Source organism: Thermobifida halotolerans (genome assembly GCF_003574835.2).
In the GTDB taxonomy this organism is placed as follows: Bacteria; Actinomycetota; Actinomycetes; order Streptosporangiales; family Streptosporangiaceae; genus Thermobifida; species Thermobifida halotolerans.
Genome location: NZ_CP063196.1, coordinates 174,473 through 197,907, shown reverse-complemented (window position 1 = coordinate 197,907; position 23,435 = coordinate 174,473). Strand labels below are relative to the sequence as shown.

Here is a 23,435-nt window from a genome sequence, read left to right as displayed (position 1 = left end):
GGGGACCGGTGGACTCGGGGGCGCCTCGACCGCCCGCAGGCAACCCGGGGTGTTCCCCTCCGAGGATTGGGGTTCTGCGGAGCGCCTCGGCCTGGTCTGGCTGTGCACAGCGGGCCCGTACCCCCGAGCGACCGGACGGCTCCGCGATCCCCGTCCATCAGAGTCCGGTGAGTCGCGCCGGAGCGGTCTCCGATGCCCGCAGGGAGCATCGACCGAAGACCCCGCGCCACCTCCTCTGGGCTTTTCTGGGCTCTTCATCGAGGTTTGGGTGTCGGGTTCGCGGCGGATACGATTCCGCCGCGCCCCGGTGAGGTCGAGGCATTCCACAGAACCCCCCAGAAACGGGTCACCACCGGTTGCCGGTGGCCGGTCGAGGCGCCCCGGACGGCCGGTGCGGAATGCCTCACCCCTTCCCGGGTTCTCCGGAAAGAACCCCCGCGCCCACCGCAGAACCGAACACTCACACCTCAGTCAGAACGTGCGTCATCCATCACGGTTCTCACACCGTTACCGCCTTGCTCAAATCAACCAGGATTTGTGGCAAACGCGGGTGATCACGGAGAACAATGCCTTTCCTGCCGTTTATCGACTTCAGAGTGGAATGCCGGATCCGGTGCATACGCGCATCCCCGTCCCCTGTCTTCGAGGCCACCACCGAGCGGCCATTGACCAGGAATATGTAACAATCATCTCTATAAACAGGAAGGGAACTTTCATCCCACACTTCGCTACCTTCGGGTAGCTTTCTACGTCAGGGGGCCACCCCCGCCCCGCCCTGAGGCGCCCTGTATGTGCAGTCCGCGACACGGAGAACTGGACGATGCGGCTCGACGACTCCTCCCACCGCCCCTGGCCCGCCACGAGTGTCCTCGGCCGCCTCACCGACTCCCAGCGCGACGACCTCCTTTCCCTCGGCGTACGCCGGGAGTTCGGCGCCGGACAGGTCCTCATCCGCCAGGGGGACCTCAGCACGCACGTGTTCGTCCTGATCACCGGGCACGTCAAGGTCATGAGCGAATCGGACAGCGGACGCACCGTCCTGCTGGCCGTACGCTCCCGCGGCGACCTGGTCGGCGAACTCGCCGGAATGGACTCCAGTCCGCGCATGGCCCGGGTCGTGGCCATCGGCGCGATCGGCGCCCGGGTCCTGCCCTTCGCCGAGTTCGAGGGCTTCCTGAAGCGCCACCCCGACGCCGTGCGGACCGTCAACGGCTCCATCGCCGCCAAACTCCGTTCGGCCACCGACAAGATCGTCGACTTCAGCAGTCAGGAGGTGCCGATCCGGGTGGCCCGCACCCTGCTGCGCATCCTCGCCGACCACGGCCGCCCCGTCGAGGGCGGCGTCTCCATCGGAATCCCGCTGACCCAACCCGAACTCGCCGCGATCGTGGCCGCCTCCGAGCCCGCCGTGCACAAGGCCCTCGCCGAACTGCGCAAGCACGGGGTGATCACCGTCGGCTACCGCAACTACGTGGTGCGCGACCAGGCCGCGCTGCGCCAGTTCGCGGAACTGCCGTGAAGCCCGTAGCAGTACGGGATCTCCGCCACTGATCCGCGCCACCGTGGAGGCGGCGCCCGGAAGTTCGCGACGCTCCTCCCCCACCGCTAGAAAGGCGTCTCCATGGACTACCCCACCCCAGCCATCCGTCGCATGTGCCTGGCCGTGGACGCTGAGGCGTACAGCGACCGGAACCGGCGCTCCCAGGACGAGGTCCAGCAGTGGTTGACCAGGATCATGGACCTGGTCTGCGACAACGCCGACCTCGACCGCTCCTGCTGGGAGGTGCAGCCCCAAGGCGACGGGGAACTGGCCCTGCTGCAGCCGGGCATCGAGGAGGCCCGGGTGATCGCCTACTTCACGCACGAACTCGCCATGGCGCTCTACCACCACAACGCCGCCCTCAGGGACGAGGCCCGGCTGCGGCTGCGTGTGGCGTTCGACCAGGGCAACGTCTCGTTGGGCGCCAACGGGTACACGGGTGCGGCCGTGGTGTCGGTGTGCCGCCTCCGCGACTCGGCGGCGGCCCGACAGGCGCTGCGCGACAATCCCGAGGTCGACTTCGTCCTCGTCGTCTCCGACTCCATCTACACCGACGTGGTCGAACAGGGCGACTACGACCTGTACAGCAGGGAGTTCACCCCCGTCGAGGTCACCGACACCGAGAAACGCTTCCGCACCCGCGCCTGGGTGCACGTGCCGACCACGCACCCGCGCATCCAGGCGGCCGTGTCCTACCGGGCCTCCTCCCCCGACCAGATGCGCTGGTGGCCGCCGCGCGTCACCAACACCGGCCCCCAGGCCCACGTGCACTACAACTACGGGACCGTGACCGTCAACGGCACGGGCGGTTCCGTCACCGAGGGAGGGCACCCCTGAGGCGCGCCCTCCGCACGGGCTGGGAGGGGCCGTACAGAGCGGCCGTCTCCCCGTCCGTTCTCCGCGGGCAGGCGGAGGGCGGACGGTTCCGGGGCGGCGCGGGGTCGGACGGACCGCGCCGCTCTGGTTCATTCCTCCGGAAGCGGACGGGCGCGCGGGAAGGCGCGCCCGTCAGAACAGGATCGACATCACCTCGCCGATCTCGCGGAAACCCACCCTGCGGTAGGCGGCGCGAGCCGGGGTGTTGAAGTCGTTGACGTAGAGGGTGACCGTGGGCGCGATCTCGGCGAGCGCGGTCCGCACCACGGCCGCCATCCCGGCCACCGAGTGGCCCCGGCCGCGCAGCTCCGGATGCACCCACACGCCCTGCACCTGGCAGGCATGGGGGGTGACCGCGCCGACCTCGGCCTTGAACACCACCCTGCCGTCCTCGATGCGGGCGAACGCGCGCCCCGCCCGGATCAGCTCCCCGACCCGCGCCCGGTACAGCGCGCCGCCGTCGCCCGCGTCCGGCGGCACGCCGACCTCCTCGGTGAACATGGCGATGCTGGCGGGCAGCAGGATGCTCAACTCCTCCGGTCGGACCCGGCGCACCAGCGGGTCCGCGGGCACGGAGGGCTCCTGCGAGGTCGCCATGACGGGTTGCCTCGCCCTGATCTCCCGAGCCGGTCCCCAGTAGGGGCGGAGTCGCCGCCACAGGTCGGTCACGGCCGGGATCGGCCCCACGATGGAGGAGCAGCGGCGTCCCTGCCAGCGGGCCCGGCTCGCGAAGTGTCTGACGGCCTCGGGCCCGGCGTTGACCGGAATCAGGTTCGCGCCCGCGTAGCACAGCGCGGTGATCGAACCGTGCTCGACGTATCCCCACAGTTCCGCGCCGAGCTGCCCCGGCTCCAGCCCGGCGGAGCGCAGCCGGGAGGCGACGAAGACGTTACCGACCGGGTCGCGGTCGAGGAGCGCGTACACCTCGGCGTGGTCTCGCTCCCCGAGTACGCGTATCGGCGAGGTCCGCAGCATCCGTATCACCTCACCTGCGAGTTGTCAGAGGCGGGGGCAGCCGCCGCTCTAGGGCAATCGTAGCCGCAGCGTGGGCGGTGAAACGTGCCGCCCAGCGGATTCCCCGCGGCTTCCCCGAGCACGGCCATCGGCGGTCACGCCCCTCGGAGCGGGGCCGTGTCCGGACCGCTCCCCCCTGCGGGGCTGTGCGGCTCGGGCGGGGGCAGCGGGACACAGGTCAGGTCGGCGCCGTCGGCGCCGCCACCGGCCTGGGGCAGGGTTCCGTCGCGCAGGTACGCGGCGAGGGCCCGGTCCACACACGGGTTGCCGCTGAGCGCCACCCCGTGGTCGACCCCGCCGTCCTCGACGACCAGACGGGCGTTCGGGAAGCGGGCACGCATCGCGTACGCCCCGGCCAGCGGTGTCGGTCCGTCCTCGGTGGCGTGGACGAGCAGCGCGCTGTCCACCGCTGTGCCGTCCACCTCGAACCAGGAACGGGCCGACCCCGCCCAGAACCGGCACGGCGCGTTGTACCAGATGTTGTTCCAGGCGATGAAGGGTGCCTCGGTGTGCGTCTTGACCGCGTCCTCCCGCCACGTCTCCCAGTCGACGGGCCAGGGCGCGTCGGTGCACTCGGTGGCCAGGTAGCCGCCGAAGACCGGGTCGGTGCCGACGTCCTCGCCGAACCGTTCGTAGGCGGCGGGCAGTGCCGCGGGGTCGCCGTCGACGACGTGGGCGGACAGGGTCCGCGCCAGCGACGGCCAGTAGGCGCTGGTGTAGGCGGCGAGGAGGAAGACGCCCTCGAACTCGGTGGGGCCGACCGTGCCGGCGGCCGGTTCCTCCGCGAGCGCCTCACGGGTCGCGTAGTAGTGCTCCGCGACCTGCGCTCCGGTCGTTCCCAGGCCGTAGACGCCGTCGTGGCGGGCGGTCCAGTCGAAGAAGTTGCGCGCCGCGGCGTCCAGGGCGCGGCTCTGCGCCAGGTTCCCCTCGTACCAGGGCAGGTCGGGGTTGACCATGCTGTCCAGAACGAGGCGGCGCACCCGGTCGGGGTACCGGGTGGCGTAGACGGCGCCCAGGTAGGTGCCGTAGGAGTAGCCGAGGTAGTCGATCCGCCGCACGCCCAGAGCGCGCCGGATGTCCTCCATGTCGTCGGCGGTGTCCACGGTGGTCATGTGGTCCAGTAGCTCCCCTGTGTGCTCCGCGCAGGCGCGGGCGTAGTCGGCCGCCCGGTCCAGCAGCACCTGTTCGGCCCGCCCGTCGGCGGGGACCGTGTCGGGGCGGACCGGGACGAAGTAGCCGGGGTCGCAGACGACGCCGGGGATGGACGCGCCCGTGCCGCGCGGGTCGAAGCCCACCACGTCGTAGGAGGAGCGCAGCTCCTCGGGCAGCCGTTCGGCGACGACGGCCGCCCAATCGCGTCCGGGGCTGCCCGGCCCGCCCGGGTTGACCAGCAGGGTGCCCCGGCGGTGCCCGCTCGCGGGCACCCGCGACAGCGCGAGGGTGACCGTCGCGGTCCGGTCCGCGCCTTCGCCGCGGGCCATGGGGACCCGCAGTTCGGCGCACTCCACCCGCACCCGCTGCGACTCCAGGTCCGCGCACTCCTCCCAGCGCAGCGTCCCGCCCGCCTCGGCCGGGACGACGGCCCCGCAGGTCAGCAGCATCCCCGCCACAACCGCCCCGGCCGCCTTGGCCGCCGCGTGCCGCATCCGTTCCGCCCTTCCCCGATCAGCAGTTCAGAGGCATTCTGCCGACGAAGGGCGGCGGAACGGGGAAGCGACACTCGCGCTCCGGTTCCGTGGCGTCCCGGAAGGCCGGTGCCGGAAGGCCGGGGGCAGGGGTTTCACGGCGGCCCCGGGGCGAGCCGCCGTGGAGTGTCCGAAGCGGTCAGCCCGCCACGCCGACGGTGGGCTCCCCGGAAGGCGCGCCCGCCGCGCGCATCTCCTCGGCGATGCGCATGGCCTCCTCGATGAGGGTCTCGACGATCTGCGACTCCGGCACGGTCTTGATGACCTCGCCCTTGACGAAGATCTGGCCCTTGCCGTTGCCGGAGGCCACGCCCAGGTCGGCCTCACGGGCCTCACCGGGGCCGTTGACGACGCAGCCCATGACCGCCACCCGCAGCGGCACGTCCAGGCCGTCGAGTCCGGCGGTGACCCGGTCGGCGAGGGTGTAGACGTCGACCTGGGCGCGTCCGCAACTGGGGCAGGAGACGATCTCCAGGCCGCGCTGGCGCAGGCCCAGCGACTCCAGGATCTGGGTGCCGACCTTGACCTCCTCGGCGGGCGGCGCCGACAGCGACACGCGGATGGTGTCGCCGATGCCCTCGGCCAGCAGCGCCCCGAAGGCGACCGCAGACTTGATGGTGCCCTGGAAGGCCGGTCCGGCCTCGGTGACGCCCAGGTGCAGCGGGTAGTCGCAGCGCTCGGCCAGCAGCCGGTAGGCCTGGATCATGACAACGGGGTCGTTGTGCTTGACCGAGATCTTGATGTCGCGGAAGCCGTGCTCCTCGAACAGGGAGCACTCCCACAGCGCCGACTCCACCAGCGCCTCGGGCGTGGCCTTGCCGTACTTGGCGAGCAGCCGCTTGTCCAGCGATCCGGCGTTGACGCCGATGCGGATCGGGACTCCGGCGTCGGCGGCGGCCTTGGCGATCTCGCCGACCCTGTCGTCGAACTTCTTGATGTTGCCCGGGTTCACCCGCACCGCCGCGCAGCCCGCGTCGATCGCGGCGAACACGTACTTGGGCTGGAAGTGGATGTCGGCGATCACCGGGATCTGCGACTTCCTGGCGATGATCGGCAGCGCCTCGGCGTCGTCGGCGCTGGGCACCGCCACCCGCACGATCTGGCAGCCCGCCGCGGTCAACTCCGCGATCTGCTGCAGCGTGGCGTTGATGTCGGCGGTCACCGTGGTGGTCATCGACTGCACCGACACGGGCGCGTCGCCGCCCACCGGGACGCTGCCGACCATGATCTGCCGCGACCTGCGGCGCGGAGCCAGCGGCTGCGGAGGAGCAACGGGCATTCCGAGATCGACGGACACGCGACTTCACCTCGCTGGCCGCCGGGGTGGCCGACGGCATTGCTCGACTTACTGGTTGGCAGGGGATCGCCGCGGCGCGGACGGGCGTCGCGGCGCGGAACGGGGCTGCGGACCTCGCCGTTGGTTCGTGTGTGACAAGGCTACCCGGCCTGGACACCGGCTCCCGACACCGCCGAACGCCCGCGCGCGGACGGCTCCTCGAACCGTCCGCGCGCGTTCACCGAGGTGTCGCCGCCGCGTCACCGACCGTGGGTCGGGGTCACTGGACGAGGCGGACCGGGTTGACGATGTCGGCGACCAACAGCATCAGGCTGAAGCCCAGGAAGCAGGCGACCATGACGTAGGCGACCGGCATGAGTTGGGCCACGTCGAAGGGCCCGGGGTCGGGGCGCTTGAAGAGCTTGGCGATGCGCCTGCGGATCGCCTCCCACAGCGCGCCGACGATGTGCCCTCCGTCCAGGGGGAGGATCGGCAGCATGTTGAAGGCGAAGAGGAACAGGTTGATCCCGGCCAGCAGGTTGATCACCATCGAGGCGCGGTCCAGGACCGGCGCGGGCATGGCGAGGATCTCCCCGCTGATCCGGGAGGCTCCCACCACGCCGACGGGCGAGTCGGGGGTGCGTTCGGCGCCGAGGAACGCCGCCGCGAAGACGTCGGGGATCTTGGTCGGGAGCGTGACGATGGCCTCTCCGACGGCGACCATGGTGTCGCCGAAGAAGACGGCGGTCTCGGCCGCGCTCAGCGTCTGGCGCTGCTGCTGCGGCACGAACCCGAGGAAGCCCGCGGTGACCGTCTCGGGGATCTGCCGTCCCTCCTCGTCGAGGACCGGATCGCCGTCGGCGTCGGTCCGCACCACGGTGTTTCCGTCGTCGTCCCGCTTGACGACCTGGTTCTCGATGAATTCGGCGGTCAGCGTCAGCTCCTCGCCGTCGCGGACCACCTGGACGGTGCCGGGGCCGACGTGGGCGCGGATGGCGGCCTGAACGGCCTCCCAGTCGGGGGTGGGTCGGCCGTTGACCGCGACGATCTCGTCGCCCGGCTCCAGTCCGGCCCTGGACGCCGGTGAGGGTTCGGCGTCCTCGGGACAGGTGCCGGTAGCGCTGGTCGCGGGCACCACGCAGTCGTGCACCGAGCCGACGACGGTGGTGGGCTGGTAGGTGCCGATGCCCATCAGCAGCACGGCGAACAGCACGATCGCCAGGACCAGGTTCATGAACGGTCCGGCGAACATGACGATGAGCCGCTTCCACGGCGGACGCTGGTAGAACTGCCGGTTCTCGTCGCCGGGTTCCAGTTCCACGAACGACGCCTCGCGGGCGTCCTCGATCATCGCGCGCCACCGCGACATGGGCTTGCCGGTGTCCGGGCGCGGCCTGGCGGGCGGGATCATCCCGACCATGCGCACGTACCCGCCCAGCGGGACCGCCTTGATGCCGTACTCGGTGTCGCCGCGCTTGACGGACCACAGCGTCTTGCCGAAGCCCACCATGTACTGGGTGCAGCGGATGCCGAACATCTTCGCCGTCGCCAGGTGTCCCAGTTCGTGCCAGGCGATCGAGAACAGCAGCCCCAGGACCATGATGATGATCCCGAGCGTGGTCAGCAACGCCACCATGTACGTCTCCTCACCCCTGTCGGGAGATGAGTTCCCTGGCTCGGACCCGGGCCCACGCGTCGGCCGCGTAGACGTCCGCGAGTCGCAGTCCGGCTCCCCGAGCCTCTCCCCGGTGTTCTGAGACTACCCGCGCAACGGTGTCCAGGATCGCCGGAAATGCCAGGCGTCCGGCGAGGAAGGCGTCGACGGCCTCCTCGTTGGCGGCGTTGTACACGGCCGGCGCGGTTCCGCCCGCCGTACCGACCTCGCAGGCCAGCCGCACCGCGGGGAACGCCTCGTGGTCCAGCGGTTCGAAGGTCCACTGCTGCGCCCTGGTCCAGTCGATCGCGGGCGCGGCGTCGGCGACCCGGTCCGGCCAGGCGATGCCGTGGGCGATGGGGATGCGCATGCTGGGCGGGCTCGCCTGGGCGATGGTGGAGCCGTCCACGTACTCCACCATCGAGTGGACCACCGACTGCGGGTGGACGACGACCTCGATCCGGTCGAAGGGGATGTCGAAGAGCAGGTGCGCCTCGATGACCTCCAGTCCCTTGTTGACCAGGGTCGCGGAGTTGACGGTGATGACCGGCCCCATGCTCCAGGTGGGGTGGGCGAGCGCCTGCTCGGGGGTGACGTCGGCGAGTTCGGCGGCGGAGCGGCCGCGGAACGGGCCGCCGCTGGCGGTGATGACGAGGCGGCGCACCTGGTCGCGCCGGGCGGTGACGGCGCCCTGCGCCAGGCTGGTGAGCTGGCCGCCGGGCAGCCGGGGGAAGCACTGGGCGAGCGCGAAGTGCTCGGAGTCCACCGGCACGATCTGGCCGGGGGCGGCGATCTCGCGGACCAGGGGACCGCCCACGATCAGCGACTCCTTGTTGGCCAGGGCGAGCAGCCGTCCGGCGCGCAGTGCGGCGAGGGTGGACTCCAGGCCCAGGGCGCCGGTGATGCCGTTGAGGACGACGTCGCACTCCCACGCTGCGAGTTCGGCGACGCCCTCGGGGCCGACCAGCACCTTGGCGGCGCTGCCGCGTTCGGTGAGCCGGTCGCGCAGTTCGGCCGCCCTGGCGGGGTCGGCGACCGCGACCGCCTGGACGCCGAGTGCGCAGGCCTGGTCGACCAGCAGGTCGAGGCGGCCGCCCCCGGCGGCCAGGCCCACGACGTCGAAGCGGTGCGGCGCCTGCCGGACGACGTCGACGGCCTGGGTGCCGATCGAGCCGGTGGAGCCGAGGATCACCACCTCGCGCGGGGCCGGTGCGGACTGTGCGGATGCCGGGTCGAACGCCTCGTCGGGCTGAGCAGCAGTGGTCACGTCCCCATTGTGGCGCAGCGCCTCCTCATGTTCGTCCCGGATGTCCGGAGCGGACGGCACCGGTCCGGCGCTCCCGGATAATCCCTCCATGCCCTTCACCGTCAGTCACGCCGCCGCCGTCGTTCCGCTGGCGCGGGGGCGGTTGGTGCCCTCCGCGCTGGTGATCGGCGCCCTCGTCCCGGACCTGCCCTACTACCTGCCGCTTCCGGTCGACCCCGCCGCCACCCACGGCCTGTTCGGCCCGGTGGGGGCGGACGTGGCCGTGGGGTTGGCCGTGTTCGCGCTGTTCCACGGACTGCTGCGCGCCCCGCTCGTCGACCTGGCTCCGGCCCCGCTGCGGGGGCGCCTGGCCGCTGCTCCCCGTCCGCGGTGGGGGGCGGCCGCCCCGGCCTGGACCGTGCTCTCGCTGGCCGTCGGGGCGGCCACGCACGTGGTGTGGGACTCCTTCACGCAGCCCCACGGGTTCGCGGTGGCCGCCTGGCCGGTTCTGGAGGTGGGCGTGGTGGGCCCGCACCGGCTGTACAACGTGCTCATGTACCTCAGCTCCGCCGGAGGGCTGTGTGTCCTGGCCTGGTGGGTGGTGCGCTGGTACCGGCGGGCGCCCGCCGGGTCCGCCGGTGAGGGGGTGCTGGGCGGGGGCGCGCGCCGCCGGCTGTGGGTCGGCCTGCTCGCGGCGGGGGCGGCGGGGGCCGTGTGGTGGGCCGCGTCCCCCGAGGCGGCGGTGAGCGGCTACGACTTCGTCCGCAGCGTGCTGCTGGGGCTGCTCCGGGGGGCCGGTGTGGGAGTGGTCTGCCTCGCGGCGGTCTGGCATCTGCTCCGGGCCGCCCGGTCCTTCGGGGCGGAAGCCACCGACGAGGAGAAGTGATCCGCTTCACAGGAAGGGCTTTACAAACCCTTGGCCCGGTTTTAACTTAACTTTGGAGTAACTTACTTCGCGGTAACAAGAACCCCTCCCCGAGGGGACCCCCACAGGCCCACCGGGATGCGACGGCAGGCGCGGCCGTCCGTCATCTCCCGCTCATTCCGGAACGAGGTCCCATGGAACGCCTGAAGACGGTCATCAGCGCAACCCTCATAGCACTACTCAGCGTCACACTACTGTCACCTCCCGCCCACGCCACTCTCGGCTCCACCACCGAACGGGTCCGCATCCAGGTCGACGACGGTGTCGAACTGAGCGCGCTCGTCATCACCCCCACCGGCACGTCCGGCCCGCACCCGCTGCTGGTCATGCCCTCCGCCTGGGCCACGAACAAGACCCTCTACGTGGGCGCGGCCAGAAGGCTCGCCCACGAGTCCGGCTACCAGGTGATCAGCTACACCTCCCGCGGCTTCAACGAGTCCGGCGGCGAGATCGAGGTCGCCGGTCCCCGGGACGTCGCCGACGCGCGCGCGGTCATCGACTGGGCGCTGGCCACCACCGAGGCCGACCCCGACCGCATCGGTATGGCGGGCATCTCCTACGGCGCGGGCATCAGCCTGCTCACCGCAGCCGAGGACGACCGGGTCCGGGCCGTGGGCGCGATGAGCGGCTGGGCCGACCTGGCCGCCTCCGTCTACCCCAACGAGACCTTCAGCACCCAGGCCGTCGAACTGCTGCTGACCTCCGCCAGACTCACCGGCACCCCCGGCGACACCCTGGAGGCGATGGAGGAGGGCTACCGCGACGGCGACGCGCGACCCGCCCTGGACGCCGCGCCCGTGCGCTCGGCGGCGACCGGGGTCGACGACATCAACGCCAACGGCACCGCGATCATGATCGCCCACGCCTGGAACGACGGGATCTTCCCGCCGAGCCAGATGACCGACTTCTACGGCGCGCTGCGCACCCCCAAGCGGCTGATGCTGGCCCCCGGCGACCACGCCACCCAGGAGGCCTTCGGCGCGTTCGGGCTGCCCAACGAGACCTGGGAGTCGCTGGGCCGCTGGTTCGACCACCACCTGCGCGGAATCGACAACGGCATCGACGCCGAACCCCCCGTCCAGGTCAGACCGAACAGCGGCGGCGGGACGTGGACCGGCTACCCCGACTGGGAGTCGGTGACCGCCTCGACGACCACCTACCACCTGACCAGGCCCGCGGTCACCTGGACGAACTGGCGGTCCACCGGCGGCCTGAGCACCGAGGTCCCCGGTGACTGGAGCTACCGGATCCGCACCGCCTTCGGCACCACCGCCAACAGCGGGGCACTGCTGCTCAGCGGCGCCGTCCAGCAGTTCGCCGACATCCCCACCGGAGTCTCGCTGCCGCTGGTCAACCGGGTCTACGCGGGTGTGTGGACCGGCCCGGTCCTGCCCGGCGGAGCCACGGTGAGCGGCACACCGCGAGTGCGCCTGACCCTCACCCCCAACCGGGCCGACGCCTCCCTGTTCGTCTACCTGTACGCGGTGGACTCCTCCGGGACGGGTTCACTCCTCACGCACAAGCCCTACACCCTGCGTGGAGCGGCCCCGGGCGAGGCGCGGACGGTGGAGATCGCGCTGGAGCCGGTCGTGTGGCGGGTGCCCGCCGGACACCGTCTCGCCCTGGTCGTCGACGGCCAGGACCTGCGCTACGGCAGTGAGAACCGTGCGGGCGGCACGGTCACCGTGAGCTCCTCCGCCGACGCCCCGTCCTGGCTGCGGGTGCCGACGGCCTGACGGCCGCCCCTGCGACCGCGGCCTCCCCACCGCGCCGGGGAGGCCGCCCCCTTTGTCCGCGTCGTCCCTCACCCCCAGAGGGAAATCACCGAAAGAAGCCACGCCAACACAGAGCGTGTGGCATGATCCGGGGCATGATTCGGTCCATCGCGTACTCGACTCTCGCCTCCCTCGTCCTCGCCGTGGTCGGCGTGCCCCCCGCCTCGGCGGCCGTGCCCGCCGCCGAGCGGGGGGCGGAACCGGTCCTCGGGGAGGTGGTGCACCAGGCCGCGGCGGTCACCCCGGAGCAGCGGCGTACCGTCCTGGACTACTGGACGCCCGAACGCATGGCCGCGGCCGCGCCCCGGGCGCTGTCGCTCGGCGACCTGCCCGCTCCGCTGCCGCCGCTGTTCGACCGGCCGCGCAGCCCGGAGACCGCCGACGACACCGCGACCGTGCACCGCTGGACCGACGGCGGCAGGGTCGCGGCGACCACCGGCCGGGTGTACCTCACCATCGACGGCGCGGACTACACCTGCACGGCCTCGGTGATCACCGCCGAGAACCGGGACACCGTGCTCACGGCGGGCCACTGCCTGAAGGACAAGACGGGATCGTGGGCGGAGAACTGGATCTTCGTCCCGGGGCACACCGACGGGCGCGAGCCCTACGGGCGCTACTCCGCCCGGGACATGCTGGTCTCGCCGAGGTGGTCCCGGCAGGGCGACGACAGCTACGACTTCGGGTTGGTCGTGCTCAACACCGACCCCCTGGGCAGGCACGTCGCCGACCGCACCGGCACCCAGGAGGTCTCCTTCGACGGCCGCATCGCCTCCCACGTGCACGCCTTCGGCTACCCGTCCTCGCCGCCCTACTCGGGCGAGCACCTGCACTACTGCGCCGGTCCGACCACCCCGGACCGGCAGGGCACCCACGGGTCGGGGATGCGCTGCGCGATGACCCAGGGCTCCAGCGGCGGCCCGTGGTTCGCCGACTTCGACCCCGACACCGGGACCGGCACGATCACCTCGCTGATCAGCTTCAAGTACGCCGACGACTCCGAGATCCAGTACGGCCCCCGCCTGGGCGAGGAGGCCGAACGCGTCTACGAGGCCGCGCAGACGCTGTGACCATGGTCTCGACGCCGCAGGGCCTGTTCCCGCGGTTTCGGCCCTCCGGCGTCGGGGTCAGTCTCCGGCCGGTTCGAGGAGGGTCAGCGTCTCCCGCAGGTTGTGTTCGGCGATCCCCCGCATGACGTCCCGGTCGGGGAAGTCGCCGTCGAGAAGGCGCCGCGGGTCAAGTCCCGGACGCGCCGGGGCGGCGTAGTGCTCGCAGAAGCGGACGCGCGGGAAGACGTGCTCGTCGACATCGAGGGCCTGATGTACTTCGACGTCGACGAGCACGGCACGCCCGTCGTCGCCGACGGGGACGTGGTCGGGGCCCGACTCCCCGTGGACCAGCGTGCACTCGGTGCGCGGGGCCACCAGTACCGCCAACTTCCGAAGGCGGTCCTCCGACTGGTGGCGCGCCGCCCCGATCCTGGCGTCGCGGCCCGCGGCCTCTCCGCTCACCGCCACAACGTACTGAAGGCCGCGCCCGCCCCGCCCCGGCGGTGATCCCGCCCCTGGAACCACAGTCGGGGTGACCTCGGGTACAAGACCGCCGTTGTGGTTGCTCGGGGCCAGTCGGAAGGCGGGGACGACGTCAGCGGTCGGGTACCGCATCTGCTCCGGCCGCGAGGCGCAGGACCGGGATCGACGCCGGGGCCGCAACCACGAAGTCGCCCCGGTGCTGCGGTCGGCGGCCCCTAGAGCACCCCGGTCAGTACCAGCACCCGCTCGTCGGTGAGGTCGTCCATCGCCGAGCGGATCCCCTCCTTGCCGACTCCGGACTTCTTGACGCCGCCGTAGGGCATCTGGTCGGCGCGGTAGGACGGCACGTCGCCGACGATGACGCCGCCCACCTTGAGTTCGCGGTGCGCCCGGAAGGCCGTGTGCAGGTCGCGGGTGAACACGCCCGCCTGCAGACCGTAGTCGCTGTTGTTGACCTCGGCGAACGCCTCGTCCACGCCGCTGACCCGGCGCAGCACCAGCACCGGGCCGAACACCTCGTCGCACACCACCTTCGCGTCGTCGGGCGCGTCGGCCAGGACGGTCGGGGCCACGGTGACGCCGTCGCGCGTGCCGCCGGTGAGCAGTGTGGCGCCTCCCCTGACCGCCTCGTCCACCCAGTCCACGACCCGGGCCGCGGCGGCCTCGTCGATGAGCGGGCCGACCTGGGTGGCCTCGTCCGCCGGGTCGCCGGTCACCAGCGCCTCGACGCGCTCCACGAGTCTGCTCGCGAACTCGTCGTAGACGGAGTCCTCGACGACGACCCGCTGCACGCCGATGCACACCTGTCCGCCCTGGTGGTTGCCGAACAGGGCGATGCGCTCGGCGGCGTGGTCCAGGTCGGCGTCGGCCAGGACCACGGCGGCGGCGTTGCCGCCCAACTCCAGGGTGACGTGCTTGTCGGGAGCCATCCTGCGCAACTGCCAGCCGAACTGGCCGCCGGTGAAGGAGATGACCGGCAGCCGCTCGTCGGTGATCAGCGGCTGAGCCAGCTCGTTGGGCATCGGCAGCACCGAGACCATCCCCGCGGGCAGGTCGGTCTCGGCGAGGATCTCCCCGAGCAGCAGCGCCGACAGGGGGGTGGCGGGGGCGGGCTTGACGATGACGGGGGCGCCCACCGCGATCGCCGGGGCGACCTTGTGCGCGACCAGGTTGAGGGGGAAGTTGAACGGTGAGATGGCCAGCACCGCGCCCTTGGGCACGCGGCGGATCAGCGCGACCCGACCCGCTCCCCCGGGGTCGGTGTCCAGGCGCTGCATCCGTCCGCTGTCACGGCGGACCTCCTCGGCCGCCCAGGTGAACACCGAGGCCGCCCGATTCGCCTCGGTGCGCGCCCACAGGATCGGCTTGCCGCTCTCCGCGGTGATGAGCTGGGCGATCTCCTCGGACCGCTCCCCGAGCCGACGGGCCACGTGGCTGAGCGCCTCCGCGCGCGCGTGGGCGGAGAGGGCGGCGGCCTCGTCGAGGACGCCGTGGGCGGCGGCGACGGCCTGGTCGATCTGGGCCGGGGTGGGGACCGCGGCGGTCGCCACGACCCGACCCGTGTAGGGATTGGTGACGGTGAGTTCGGTGTCGCCGGTGGCAGCGGCTCCGGCCAGCCAGAACGGACGTTTGGACATGTCCGCGACGCTACCGTCCGCTCCCCCGCCGTTCCTCATCCAATCGGGACCAACAGCGCGGTTCTGTACTCCATATTGGCGGGATTCCCGCCGTGTCCGGACGGCGCGCGTCCCCCCGCTCGGCCGCCGCCCCGCCTCCTCGCGGCGCTCCCCGCCGGGTGTCGTGCGCAGTCATCCCCCACCAGGTGGCGCATCCCGCGCGGGTCGGTCACAGTTGTGTCGGGACGTGTACACCGGCCGCCGCGGAATCGGCTCGCGCGTCCGGGGCGGCGCAGCCCCGTCCGGGACTCCGAGGAAGCGGGTCCCGCCGATCGCCGGGTAGAACCAAGAGGACCGTCGACTGGAGAATGCCGCTTGCCGCTCGTCTACCGCACCATCTTCACCGTCTCTCCCCCGCACGACGTCATCGACCTCAGCCTCGACACGTTCTCGACCTGGCTCGCCCACAAGTCCGGCGGAAAGCACGTGGACGTCCGCCGGTCGGGCCACTACGCGCTGGACCACCGCTACACCGTGAAGGTCATCCGGCACGAGAACCCCGACGAGGACATCCGCTTCCTGCGGCTGAAGACCGAGTCCACCCACGACAGGGACGGGACCGTGTGGCGGACCGTGCTGACCGCCGTGTCCGATCCGGGGCGCGCCTCCGACCGGACCGTGTGGGTCGACATGACCGCGGACCAGCCGGGAGAGGAACCGGAGGAGGAGCGGCTGGAGGTGGTCCGGCCCAAGCTCGTGCGGTCGTTTCTGAACGCGGCGCGGTGCTCGGACGGCGCGGCGGTCCTGACCGAGGAGCCGGTGATCGTCCGGGGCCGCGACGAGCAGGCGGTCGACGCGCTGCTGGCGGCGATCGGCGACGACACCCGGCGGATGGCCGTGATCGTCACGGGCGCGCCCGCAGACCTCACCGTTGTCGGCTGGCGGGCGGCCATGACCCAGGTGCTCAAGTTCGCGTGCGGCATGTACGCCGGTTACGTGCTGGACCGGGCCGCCCAGGAGCGGGTGGCCGCGCGGCTGCCCAAGGACTTCGACGTCCCCGTGGGCGGGGTCCGCACCTTCCGCCCCGGGGTGCGGTTGAGCGACCCCGGCGACCCCCTCCGGCATCCCCGGCTCAGTACGCGCAGCATGGACGCCGCCCGCACCGGAGGCATGGTCCGTTCCTGGGTCGGCAGGGCGCTGGTGCACTCGGTGCGCGAGGTGATCCTGGACGCCCCGCTCCCCGGCGAACTGCGTTCCCTGGACTCGCTGCTGAACGAGGAGGAGGCGGAGCTGTCCGCGCTCCCCGCGGGACTGACCCTGTCCCCCCGTGCCACGGTCGTCTACAGCACCGAGTCCGCCACGGCCTCCCGGCTGTCCGTGGTCCCCCCGACCGGCCAGGACCGCACCACCGAGCTGACCGGCGAGATCAAACGGCGCAACGCGCGCATCGCGGAACTGGAGAAGGAGCGCGAGCGCCTGCTGGCGGAACTGGCCGAGACCGAGGAGGAACGCGACCAGTTCCAGGAGCAGTTACGCGCGGCCCGGCACGAGAACACCTGGTTGCGCGACCAACTGCGCAGGATCGGCCAGTACGCGCTGGCCGGGGCGAAGCCCCCCGTGGCGCCCAGTGAGCGGCCGCCCAACGACTTCCAGGAGCTGCTGGAGCGCATGACCGACCACGCCGCCTTCCCCTACCTGCACATGACCATCGACGACTCGCTCGACGACGTGCGTGAGCTCAGTGGGAACAAGAAGGAGCGGCTGTGGGCGACCAAGGCGTGGGAGGCGCTGCGCGCCCTCAACGACTACGTGCGCTACCAGTTGACGCACCCCGACAACGGCAAGACGCTCCACGACTACCTGCGCGACCAGCCCGACGGCTTCCACACCATCCCGGTGAAGCGGATGGCCGCCCACGAGAGCGACACCGTGCAGAACCGGGCGAAACTCAGCGGCAAGCGGGTCTTCCGGGTTCCCGCCGAGGTGCACCCCGACGGGGAGGTTCCGATGTTCGCGCACATCAAGCTCGACACCGAGTACGGGATCTGCCCACGCCTGTACTACTACCCGGACCTGGGCCCGGGGCGGACCAACCGGATCTACATCGGGTATCTGGGCCGCCACCTGAGGGTGCACAGCACCAACTGAGCTCCGCCCGCGGGGCGGACGTGCGCCGCGCCCGGTCCTCAGTCCGTGGGGAACGGTGGTCCGGGATGCGGGACGGCCACTCCCGCCACGTCGCCGCGTTTCTCTGCTCCGGTCTCCTCGGCGGGGGAGTCCTCCCGGTCGAAGCCGCCGGGAACGTAGGCCGCCGTACCGGCCGTCGCCTCGACCCGGCGGTTGCGGGCGCGCCCCTCCTCGGTGCTGTTGTCGGCCACCGGGTCGGCCGCGCCGTGGCCCGCGGTGACGAACTCGACCCCGCCGGTCGGCATCACCTCCTGGAGGAAGGCCGCCACCTCCTCGGAGCGTTGCAGAGAGACCCGCAGGTTCGCCTCGGTTGCTCCGGTGCTGTCGCCGTATCCGTCGATCCGCACCCACGAGGCGTCCGCCTCCGTCGCCTCCTCCGCGAAACGCTGCAACTCGACGATTCCCTCATAGGTGAGTTCGGTGCCGTTGTGGGAGAAGTGGACAACCGCCTCGATTTCTCCGGTCGGGTTCTCCCCTGATCCGGTTCTCCGGTCTTCTTCCGCTTCTCCGCTCTCGGCGGGATCGGCCTCCTTTTCTCCCGCTGCGAACTCCGATTCCTTCCTCCTCGGTTCTGTCGCCTTCTTGCCGGAGACGTCTTCGGCTTCGTGCGCAGCCGTACCGTGTTCCGACTCCTCGGGCGGGAGCAGCGCGACCGAGAACGCGAACAGGCCGAGGGCGAGTACACCGACGAAGGGGAGGGTGACGAAGCCGGAGCACAGACCGGCACCCGACTCCCGTTCCCAGCCCGCCGTTCTCGTATTCCGGGACGCTGCGGCCCGCCATTGCCCATACTGTCGTTCTGTCACCCAACCGAGGTTAGGAAATCTTGACCGCCGTGGTGTCGGCGTTTGCCGGGAATCCGTTTACGGCTGTCTCCCGGACTCTTCTCCGGTGCTGTTCCCCGGTGTTTTTCCCACCCATTTGTCGGTCGGGTTCTGCGGTTTGTCCGGCTTCTTCGCCGAGCCGCCCCGGAAAGGCAAGTGGCGCAGATCACACATTCACGGACCCCGGTGGGCTCCGCCGGAAACGGGACACATCCGGCTTCTGCGAAGCCCTACCCTGGAACCGTCATGGACAGCGCCGCCCGTTTTCCGATCCCCGCGCCCCGCGTCGTCCTCACCGAGCAGGAGTGGCGGGAGCGCGCCGCACGGCACGCCGACCGCGCCGAGGAGTTCGTCCGCAGCGCCCGGCGGGAGTCGGCCCGGCCGGTGGAGAGCTTCCTGTTCACCTACTACAGCCACCGGCCCGCCCAGTTGCGCCGCTGGCATCCGGGGCCGGGGGTGGTGCTGCTGGGTGAGGCCGCCCGCGCCGAGTTCGGCCGCTGGTACCGTCCGGCCACCGTCACCGACGCCTCGGGGGCGCGGGTCACCGGCGTGGAACTGGACGTCGCGGCCTTCGTCGCCGACCGGTCCCGGGCGCTGCGGTTCGTCGCCGACCTGCTGGCGGCCACCCGGGCGCGTTCGGCGAACTTCGGCTGCTTCGGGCTGCACGAGTGGGCGATGGTCTACCGGCAGTCGGCACAGGAGCGGCGGCACGCGTTTCCGCTGCGGCTCGGCGCCGAGGGGACCGACCGGGTGGTCGAGTCGCACCGCATCCGCTGCTCGCACTTTGACGCGTTCCGCTTCTTCACCCCCGAGGCGCGCCCCCTCAACCAGCTCCAGCCGACCCGGGACAGCCAGGTCGCCCTCGACCAGCCGGGCTGCCTGCACGCCACCATGGACTGCTACAAGTGGGCCTACAAGCTCTCGCCGGCCACACCGGGCGAACTGCTGCTGGACTGCTTCGAGTTGGCACGTGACGTCCGTGAACTCGACATGCGCGCCTCGCCCTACGACCTGTCCGCCCACGGGTACGCGCCGGTGCGCGTCGAGACGCCCGAGGGCAAGGCCGAGTACACCGCGGCCCAGCGGGGCTTCAGTGAGCGCGGGCAGGCGCTGCGCGACCGACTCCTGGCCGTGATCGAGACGCTGGGCGTCGAGGTCGGGCACCCCGCAGTCGACTAGGACGCCGTCGCTGTCGGAACCGACGGATCAGTGGCCGAGTGTGAGCGAGGCAACACCAAAGTATTGACATCGCCGTATGCGTTCCGTAATATTTTCCTTACGGAAAGCGCTTTCCCGGCCTGCTGCACACGGCGGGGTGAAACTCCCCCACCAAGGCACGACCGCGGCGGCCACCAGGTGTGCCCGTCGTGCCCGGTCCGTAACGGCTCTCAGAGAACACCGTCCCCGATTCCCCACGGCGGACCGAACTGAGGTCCCGCCATCGGCGACGGCAGGAGGAACGACGAAAGGCTCTCCACATGCGAGCGCAGACAGCGACCGCTCCGGTCCGACGGCTGCCGGAGCGATGGCGCACGATCACCGCGATCACCGCGGTCCTGGCCATGGCCCTGACCGCACTCGCGGCGGTGGCCCAGTCCGCCGCCGCGGCGACGATCGACACAGACGCCTACTACGTGCTGGTCAACCGGCACAGCGGCAAGGCGATGGACGTCTGGGAGTGGTCGACCGACAACGGCGGTGAGATCCGCCAGTACGACAACCTCGGCGGCCACAACCAGCAGTTCCGGTTCGTCTCCGCCGGGGACGGCTACTACGTGCTGGTCAACCGGCACAGCGGCAAGGCCGTCGACGTGTGGGAGCACTCCACCGCCGACGGCGCCGAGATCCGCCAGTACGACGTCACCCACGGCCACAACCAGCAGTTCCGCGTCGTGGACTCCGCCGGCGGCGACGTGCGGCTGATCAACCGCAACAGCGGCAAGGCCCTGGAGGTGTGGGAGTGGTCCACCGACAACGGCGCCCGCCTGTCGCAGTACACCGACCACGACGGCGCCAACCAGCGCTGGCAACTGGTCAAGGCCGACACCAACGTCGGCACGCCGGATCCGGGTGGTGAGGTTCCGCTCGACGGGCTGGTCGGCTGGGCCACGCAGAACGGCGGCACCACCGGCGGCCAGGGCGGCACCACCATCAACGTCGACACCGCCTCCGAACTGATCTCGGCGATGCAGGCCAGCGGCCCCCGCGTCATCCGGGTCAGCGGCACCATCGACCTCGACGGCATGAACGACGTCGCCTCCGACAAGACCCTCATCGGCGTCGGCTCCGACGCCACCATCACCGGCGGCGGCCTCGACCTCAGCGGCGTCGAGAACGTCATCATCCGCAACATCAACTTCCGCGGCTGGGACGACGACGCCATCAACATCCAGGAAGGTTCCACGAACATCTGGGTGGACCACAACAGCTTCACCGACGGCTACGACGGCGCGGTCGACATCAAACGCGAGTCCGACTTCATCACCGTCTCGTGGAACCACGTCCACAACCACCGCAAATCGATGCTGCTCGGCCACTCCGACAGCCACACCGAGGACATCGGCCACCTGCGGGTGACCTACCACCACAACTTCTTCGACGGCTCCTACAGCCGCCACCCCCGCGTGCGCTTCGGCAACCCGGTACACGTGTTCAACAACTACTACGTCGGCAACGACTACGGCGTCGCCTCCACCGAGAACGCCGGAGTCCTGGTCGAAGGCAACTACTTCGACAACGTCCAGGACCCGACGCTGGTCGGCTACGGCTCCTCCGACGACGGCAACCTGGTGGAACGCAACAACGTCTACGCCAACGGCTCCGGCACCCCCGAGTCGGCGGGCAGCGTCGCCGCCATCCCCTACAGCTACACCCTCGACAACCCGAACAACATCCCGAACATCGTCAGCAACGGCGCCGGAACCGGCAAGATCTGACCTGACCGACCCGAGACCGACGGGGGGCCCGCTCCACACCGGGCTCCCCGTCCCGTGCTTCGGGGCGTGGTTCCGTCTCCTCGGCCACGGTCGACGACGCACCGTGGCCGCCGCGGCACGATCACGTGGCTCCGCTCCGGTCCCAGCCCGCCGGGATGCGCTCCAGCACTCCGCCGCGGAACACCTGGTACAGGTCGAGGGGTTCGAGGTGGACGTATCCGATGTGGCAGTCGCAACTGGCCGCCGGGCACGGGCGGGGGCGCAGCCGCTCGGCGAAGGAGCCGTCGTAGAGGTTGCCCAACTCGGTGGGGAGGAAGTGGCAGCGGCGCACCGTCCCGTCCCCGTCGACCGAGACGACGGTGTCGCCGGTGCGGCACGGCAGGCCCCGACTGGCGTGCGGATACCGGCTGTGGTGGAAGAGCGGATCGACGGCCTGCCAGTGGGCGGCCTCGTCATCGGTGTAGGAGTGGCCCTCGGCGGCGTTCACCCACAGGTAGACGTCGTCGGGGAGGTCGGCGCGGAGCCCGCGCGCGGCGTCCAGGTGCTCAGGCAGTCCGACAATCCCCACGCTGAAGCGCACTCCCAGTTCACGGAGGCGGCGGCACTTGGCGAGGAACCGCTCGCGCGGTGTCTGGGTGGGGTGGAAGGTGGTCCACAGCGCCGCGGCGGCGCGGTCGCACTCGGCCAGCCACTCGACGCGGCCGCTCAGGTTGGTCTGGATGGCGACCCGGTCGACGTGCGGAAGGTGGCTGAGCCGGACGATCGCGGCGCGGTACCAGGACCGCACCAGCCCCTCCCCCCACGGGGTGAACAGCACCGACAGGCGCGTGCCGGGGCTCTGTTCGGCCTGGTCGGCGACCCAGCCGACGAACCGGTCCAGGGCGGCGCGGTCGGCGCGCAACTGCTCGGGGGTGTCGCGCCGCTTGGCGAACGGGCAGTACGGGCAGTCGTAGTCGCAACTGGCCAGCGGTCCCCGGTACAGCAGGGTCAGTGTCGGTGGCAGGGTCATCGCGCGTCGTATCCCACCATCAACTCGGTGACACGGGGAGAGAAGAACAGCGGGCCGACCGCGTCGGAGTGGGCCAGACCGTCCGGGGTGAGCCGCACCCGCCCGTCGGGACCGTCGGCGACCCAGCCGCGCGCGTCGAGCAGGGCGAACTCGGCGGGGAAGTCGGCGCGCGGATCGGAGTCGAAACGCGACCGGTACAGGGCCGGGTCCACGCCGTCGGCCTGGAGCAGCGACTGTAGCAGGTGGCGTCGGCGGCGCTCGCCGTCGTCGAGGCGGAACCCCACCTCGGCGCGGTCGAAACCGTCCGGCCCGCGGGAGACGTAGTCGTCGAGAATGGCGCGCACCGGTGTGACGCCGACCGCGTAGTCGAAGGAGTAGTGCAGGCCGCCGGTGTAGGAGCGGGCCCCGCAGCCCAGGCCGACCATGCCGTCGGTCTGGCAGCAGTAGGCGGGACCGTCGACGGACGGCGCGTCGACCCGCTCGAACATGCGCATGGACACCTGCCGGTAGCCGTGCTCCAGCAGGTGGTCGCGGCCCCGCCGGTAGAGGTCGAGGCGCTGGTCGTCCCAGGCGCGACCGCTTCTGCCCAACCCGGTGAGCGGACGCACGTACAGCGGGTACAGGTAGATCTCCTCGGGGCGGTGTTCCAGCGCGGTGTCCAGGGAGTACCGCCAGGTCTGCGGGGTCTGCCCGGCGATGCCGTAGATGAGGTCGATGTTGAGGCGGGCACGGGGGGTGTGCGCGCGGATCGCGGCGAGGGCGCGGTCGACCTCGGCTCGGCGCTGCGGGCGTCCGGCGGCGTGCGCTTCTGTGTCGACGAAGCTCTGCACGCCGATGCTGACCCGGGTGGCGCCGCGTTCGGCCAGCACCTCCAGGCGGTCGGGGGTGGCGGTGGCCGGGGAGGTCTCCACCGAGGTGGGGACGGTCCGCAGGTCCGCGCCGAGGATCTGTTCGGCCAGGTCGTAGAGGCGGCCCAGTTCGGCGGCGGTCAGGTAGGTGGGGGTGCCTCCCCCGAGGGCGGCGCGGGCGAAGCGGGCGCCGCCGAGCGCGTCGGCCACGGCCGCGGTCTGGTGTTCCAGTGCGTCCAGGTAGGCGGTGACCTGTTCGGCGGGCGGGGTGGAGCGGGTGAACAGGTTGCAGAAGCCGCAGCGCGTCTCGCAGAACGGGATGTGGAAGTACAGCGACAGGGCGTCCTTCGGCTCGTCGCGCCACACGTCGGCCAGTGCCGGGGCCTCGGTGAGGGGCCGGTAGGCGGTCTTGTGCGGATAGCCGTAGACGTAGGAGTGGTACGGCGAGTCCGCGGGCGGCGCGGCTACGGGGTGGCTGTGCAGGGTGGTCAC

At 71.3% G+C, this 23,435-nt stretch carries 18 protein-coding genes; 8 read left to right on the top strand and 10 right to left on the bottom strand.

Features of this window, described 5'->3' with window-relative positions; translation table 11 throughout:
• Positions 1-820 precede the first annotated feature (820 nt).
• Together NI17_RS00835 and NI17_RS00830 are read left to right on the top strand one after the other, a co-directional pair.
• Positions 821-1,519 (top strand): Crp/Fnr family transcriptional regulator, encoded by a 699-nt coding sequence (locus NI17_RS00835; RefSeq protein ID WP_068687756.1) that lies wholly within the window; start codon positions 821-823, stop codon positions 1,517-1,519.
• 102 nt (positions 1,520-1,621) lie between these two features.
• On the top strand, positions 1,622-2,377 hold the full coding sequence (locus NI17_RS00830; protein ID WP_068687755.1) for a hypothetical protein: 756 nt from the start codon (positions 1,622-1,624) through the stop codon (positions 2,375-2,377).
• A 171-nt stretch (positions 2,378-2,548) separates the two neighbouring features.
• On the opposite strand, the gene NI17_RS00825 is transcribed toward NI17_RS00830, so the two are convergent.
• The 5 genes from NI17_RS00825 to dxr all read right to left on the bottom strand — a co-directional run bounded on the left by NI17_RS00825 (position 2,549) and on the right by dxr (position 9,237).
• On the bottom strand, positions 2,549-3,391 hold the full coding sequence (locus NI17_RS00825) for a GNAT family N-acetyltransferase (RefSeq protein ID WP_119267863.1): 843 nt from the start codon (positions 3,389-3,391) through the stop codon (positions 2,549-2,551).
• A 134-nt stretch (positions 3,392-3,525) separates the two neighbouring features.
• Positions 3,526-5,076 (bottom strand): alpha/beta hydrolase, encoded by a 1,551-nt coding sequence (locus NI17_RS00820; protein ID WP_068687753.1) that lies wholly within the window; start codon positions 5,074-5,076, stop codon positions 3,526-3,528.
• A 178-nt stretch (positions 5,077-5,254) separates the two neighbouring features.
• Positions 5,255-6,412, bottom strand: coding sequence for a flavodoxin-dependent (E)-4-hydroxy-3-methylbut-2-enyl-diphosphate synthase (gene ispG, locus NI17_RS00815; RefSeq protein WP_068687752.1), 1,158 nt, complete (start codon positions 6,410-6,412; stop codon positions 5,255-5,257).
• 259 nt (positions 6,413-6,671) lie between these two features.
• Positions 6,672-8,027 carry a M50 family metallopeptidase gene (locus NI17_RS00810; protein ID WP_068687751.1) on the bottom strand — a complete coding sequence of 452 codons (1,356 nt, stop codon included), beginning with the start codon at positions 8,025-8,027 and terminating at the stop codon, positions 6,672-6,674.
• Positions 8,028-8,037: 10 nt separating this feature from the next.
• The gene (gene dxr / locus NI17_RS00805) at positions 8,038-9,237 is read right to left on the bottom strand and encodes a 1-deoxy-D-xylulose-5-phosphate reductoisomerase (RefSeq protein WP_068687957.1); all 1,200 of its coding nucleotides are present in this window, start codon (positions 9,235-9,237) and stop codon (positions 8,038-8,040) included.
• A 163-nt stretch (positions 9,238-9,400) separates the two neighbouring features.
• On the opposite strand from dxr, the gene NI17_RS00800 reads away from it, so the two are divergent.
• From NI17_RS00800 to NI17_RS00790, 3 genes are all read left to right on the top strand, one after another.
• Positions 9,401-10,177, top strand: a complete 777-nt coding sequence (locus NI17_RS00800) for a DUF4184 family protein (protein WP_243597581.1) — start codon at positions 9,401-9,403, stop codon at positions 10,175-10,177.
• Positions 10,178-10,350: 173 nt separating this feature from the next.
• Positions 10,351-11,952 (top strand): CocE/NonD family hydrolase, encoded by a 1,602-nt coding sequence (locus NI17_RS00795; RefSeq protein ID WP_068687749.1) that lies wholly within the window; start codon positions 10,351-10,353, stop codon positions 11,950-11,952.
• Positions 11,953-12,086: 134 nt separating this feature from the next.
• Positions 12,087-13,061: a trypsin-like serine peptidase gene (locus NI17_RS00790; RefSeq protein WP_068687956.1), complete on the top strand. Its 975-nt coding sequence runs from the start codon at positions 12,087-12,089 to the stop codon at positions 13,059-13,061.
• Positions 13,062-13,118: 57 nt separating this feature from the next.
• On the opposite strand, the gene NI17_RS00785 is transcribed toward NI17_RS00790, so the two are convergent.
• Positions 13,119-13,502, bottom strand: coding sequence for a hypothetical protein (locus NI17_RS00785; protein WP_068687748.1), 384 nt, complete (start codon positions 13,500-13,502; stop codon positions 13,119-13,121).
• 236 nt (positions 13,503-13,738) lie between these two features.
• Positions 13,739-15,160: an aldehyde dehydrogenase family protein gene (locus NI17_RS00780; protein ID WP_068687747.1), complete on the bottom strand. Its 1,422-nt coding sequence runs from the start codon at positions 15,158-15,160 to the stop codon at positions 13,739-13,741.
• A gap of 354 nt (positions 15,161-15,514) precedes the next feature.
• Between NI17_RS00780 and NI17_RS00775 the strand changes: the two genes are divergently transcribed.
• Positions 15,515-17,287, top strand: coding sequence for a hypothetical protein (locus tag NI17_RS00775; protein WP_068687746.1), 1,773 nt, complete (start codon positions 15,515-15,517; stop codon positions 17,285-17,287).
• Positions 17,288-17,325: 38 nt separating this feature from the next.
• Here NI17_RS00775 and NI17_RS00770 read toward each other — a convergent pair whose 3' ends face one another.
• Positions 17,326-18,132 (bottom strand): OmpA family protein, encoded by an 807-nt coding sequence (locus NI17_RS00770; RefSeq protein WP_068687745.1) that lies wholly within the window; start codon positions 18,130-18,132, stop codon positions 17,326-17,328.
• A gap of 264 nt (positions 18,133-18,396) precedes the next feature.
• Here NI17_RS00770 and NI17_RS00765 point away from each other — a divergent pair, with 264 nt between their 5' ends.
• Positions 18,397-19,329: a 3-methyladenine DNA glycosylase gene (locus tag NI17_RS00765; protein WP_068687744.1), complete on the top strand. Its 933-nt coding sequence runs from the start codon at positions 18,397-18,399 to the stop codon at positions 19,327-19,329.
• Between the two features lie 299 nt (positions 19,330-19,628).
• Entirely contained in the window at positions 19,629-21,086 is a 1,458-nt protein-coding gene (locus NI17_RS00760; RefSeq protein ID WP_243597580.1) for a pectate lyase family protein, read from the top strand.
• A 121-nt stretch (positions 21,087-21,207) separates the two neighbouring features.
• Here the strand turns inward: NI17_RS00760 and NI17_RS00755 are convergent, their stop codons facing one another.
• Positions 21,208-22,095 (bottom strand): STM4011 family radical SAM protein, encoded by an 888-nt coding sequence (locus tag NI17_RS00755; protein ID WP_068687743.1) that lies wholly within the window; start codon positions 22,093-22,095, stop codon positions 21,208-21,210.
• Complete coding sequence (locus NI17_RS00750) at positions 22,092-23,435, bottom strand: STM4012 family radical SAM protein (protein WP_068687742.1); 1,344 nt, start codon at positions 23,433-23,435, stop codon at positions 22,092-22,094. Before NI17_RS00750 ends, NI17_RS00755 begins: the two co-directional genes overlap by 4 nt.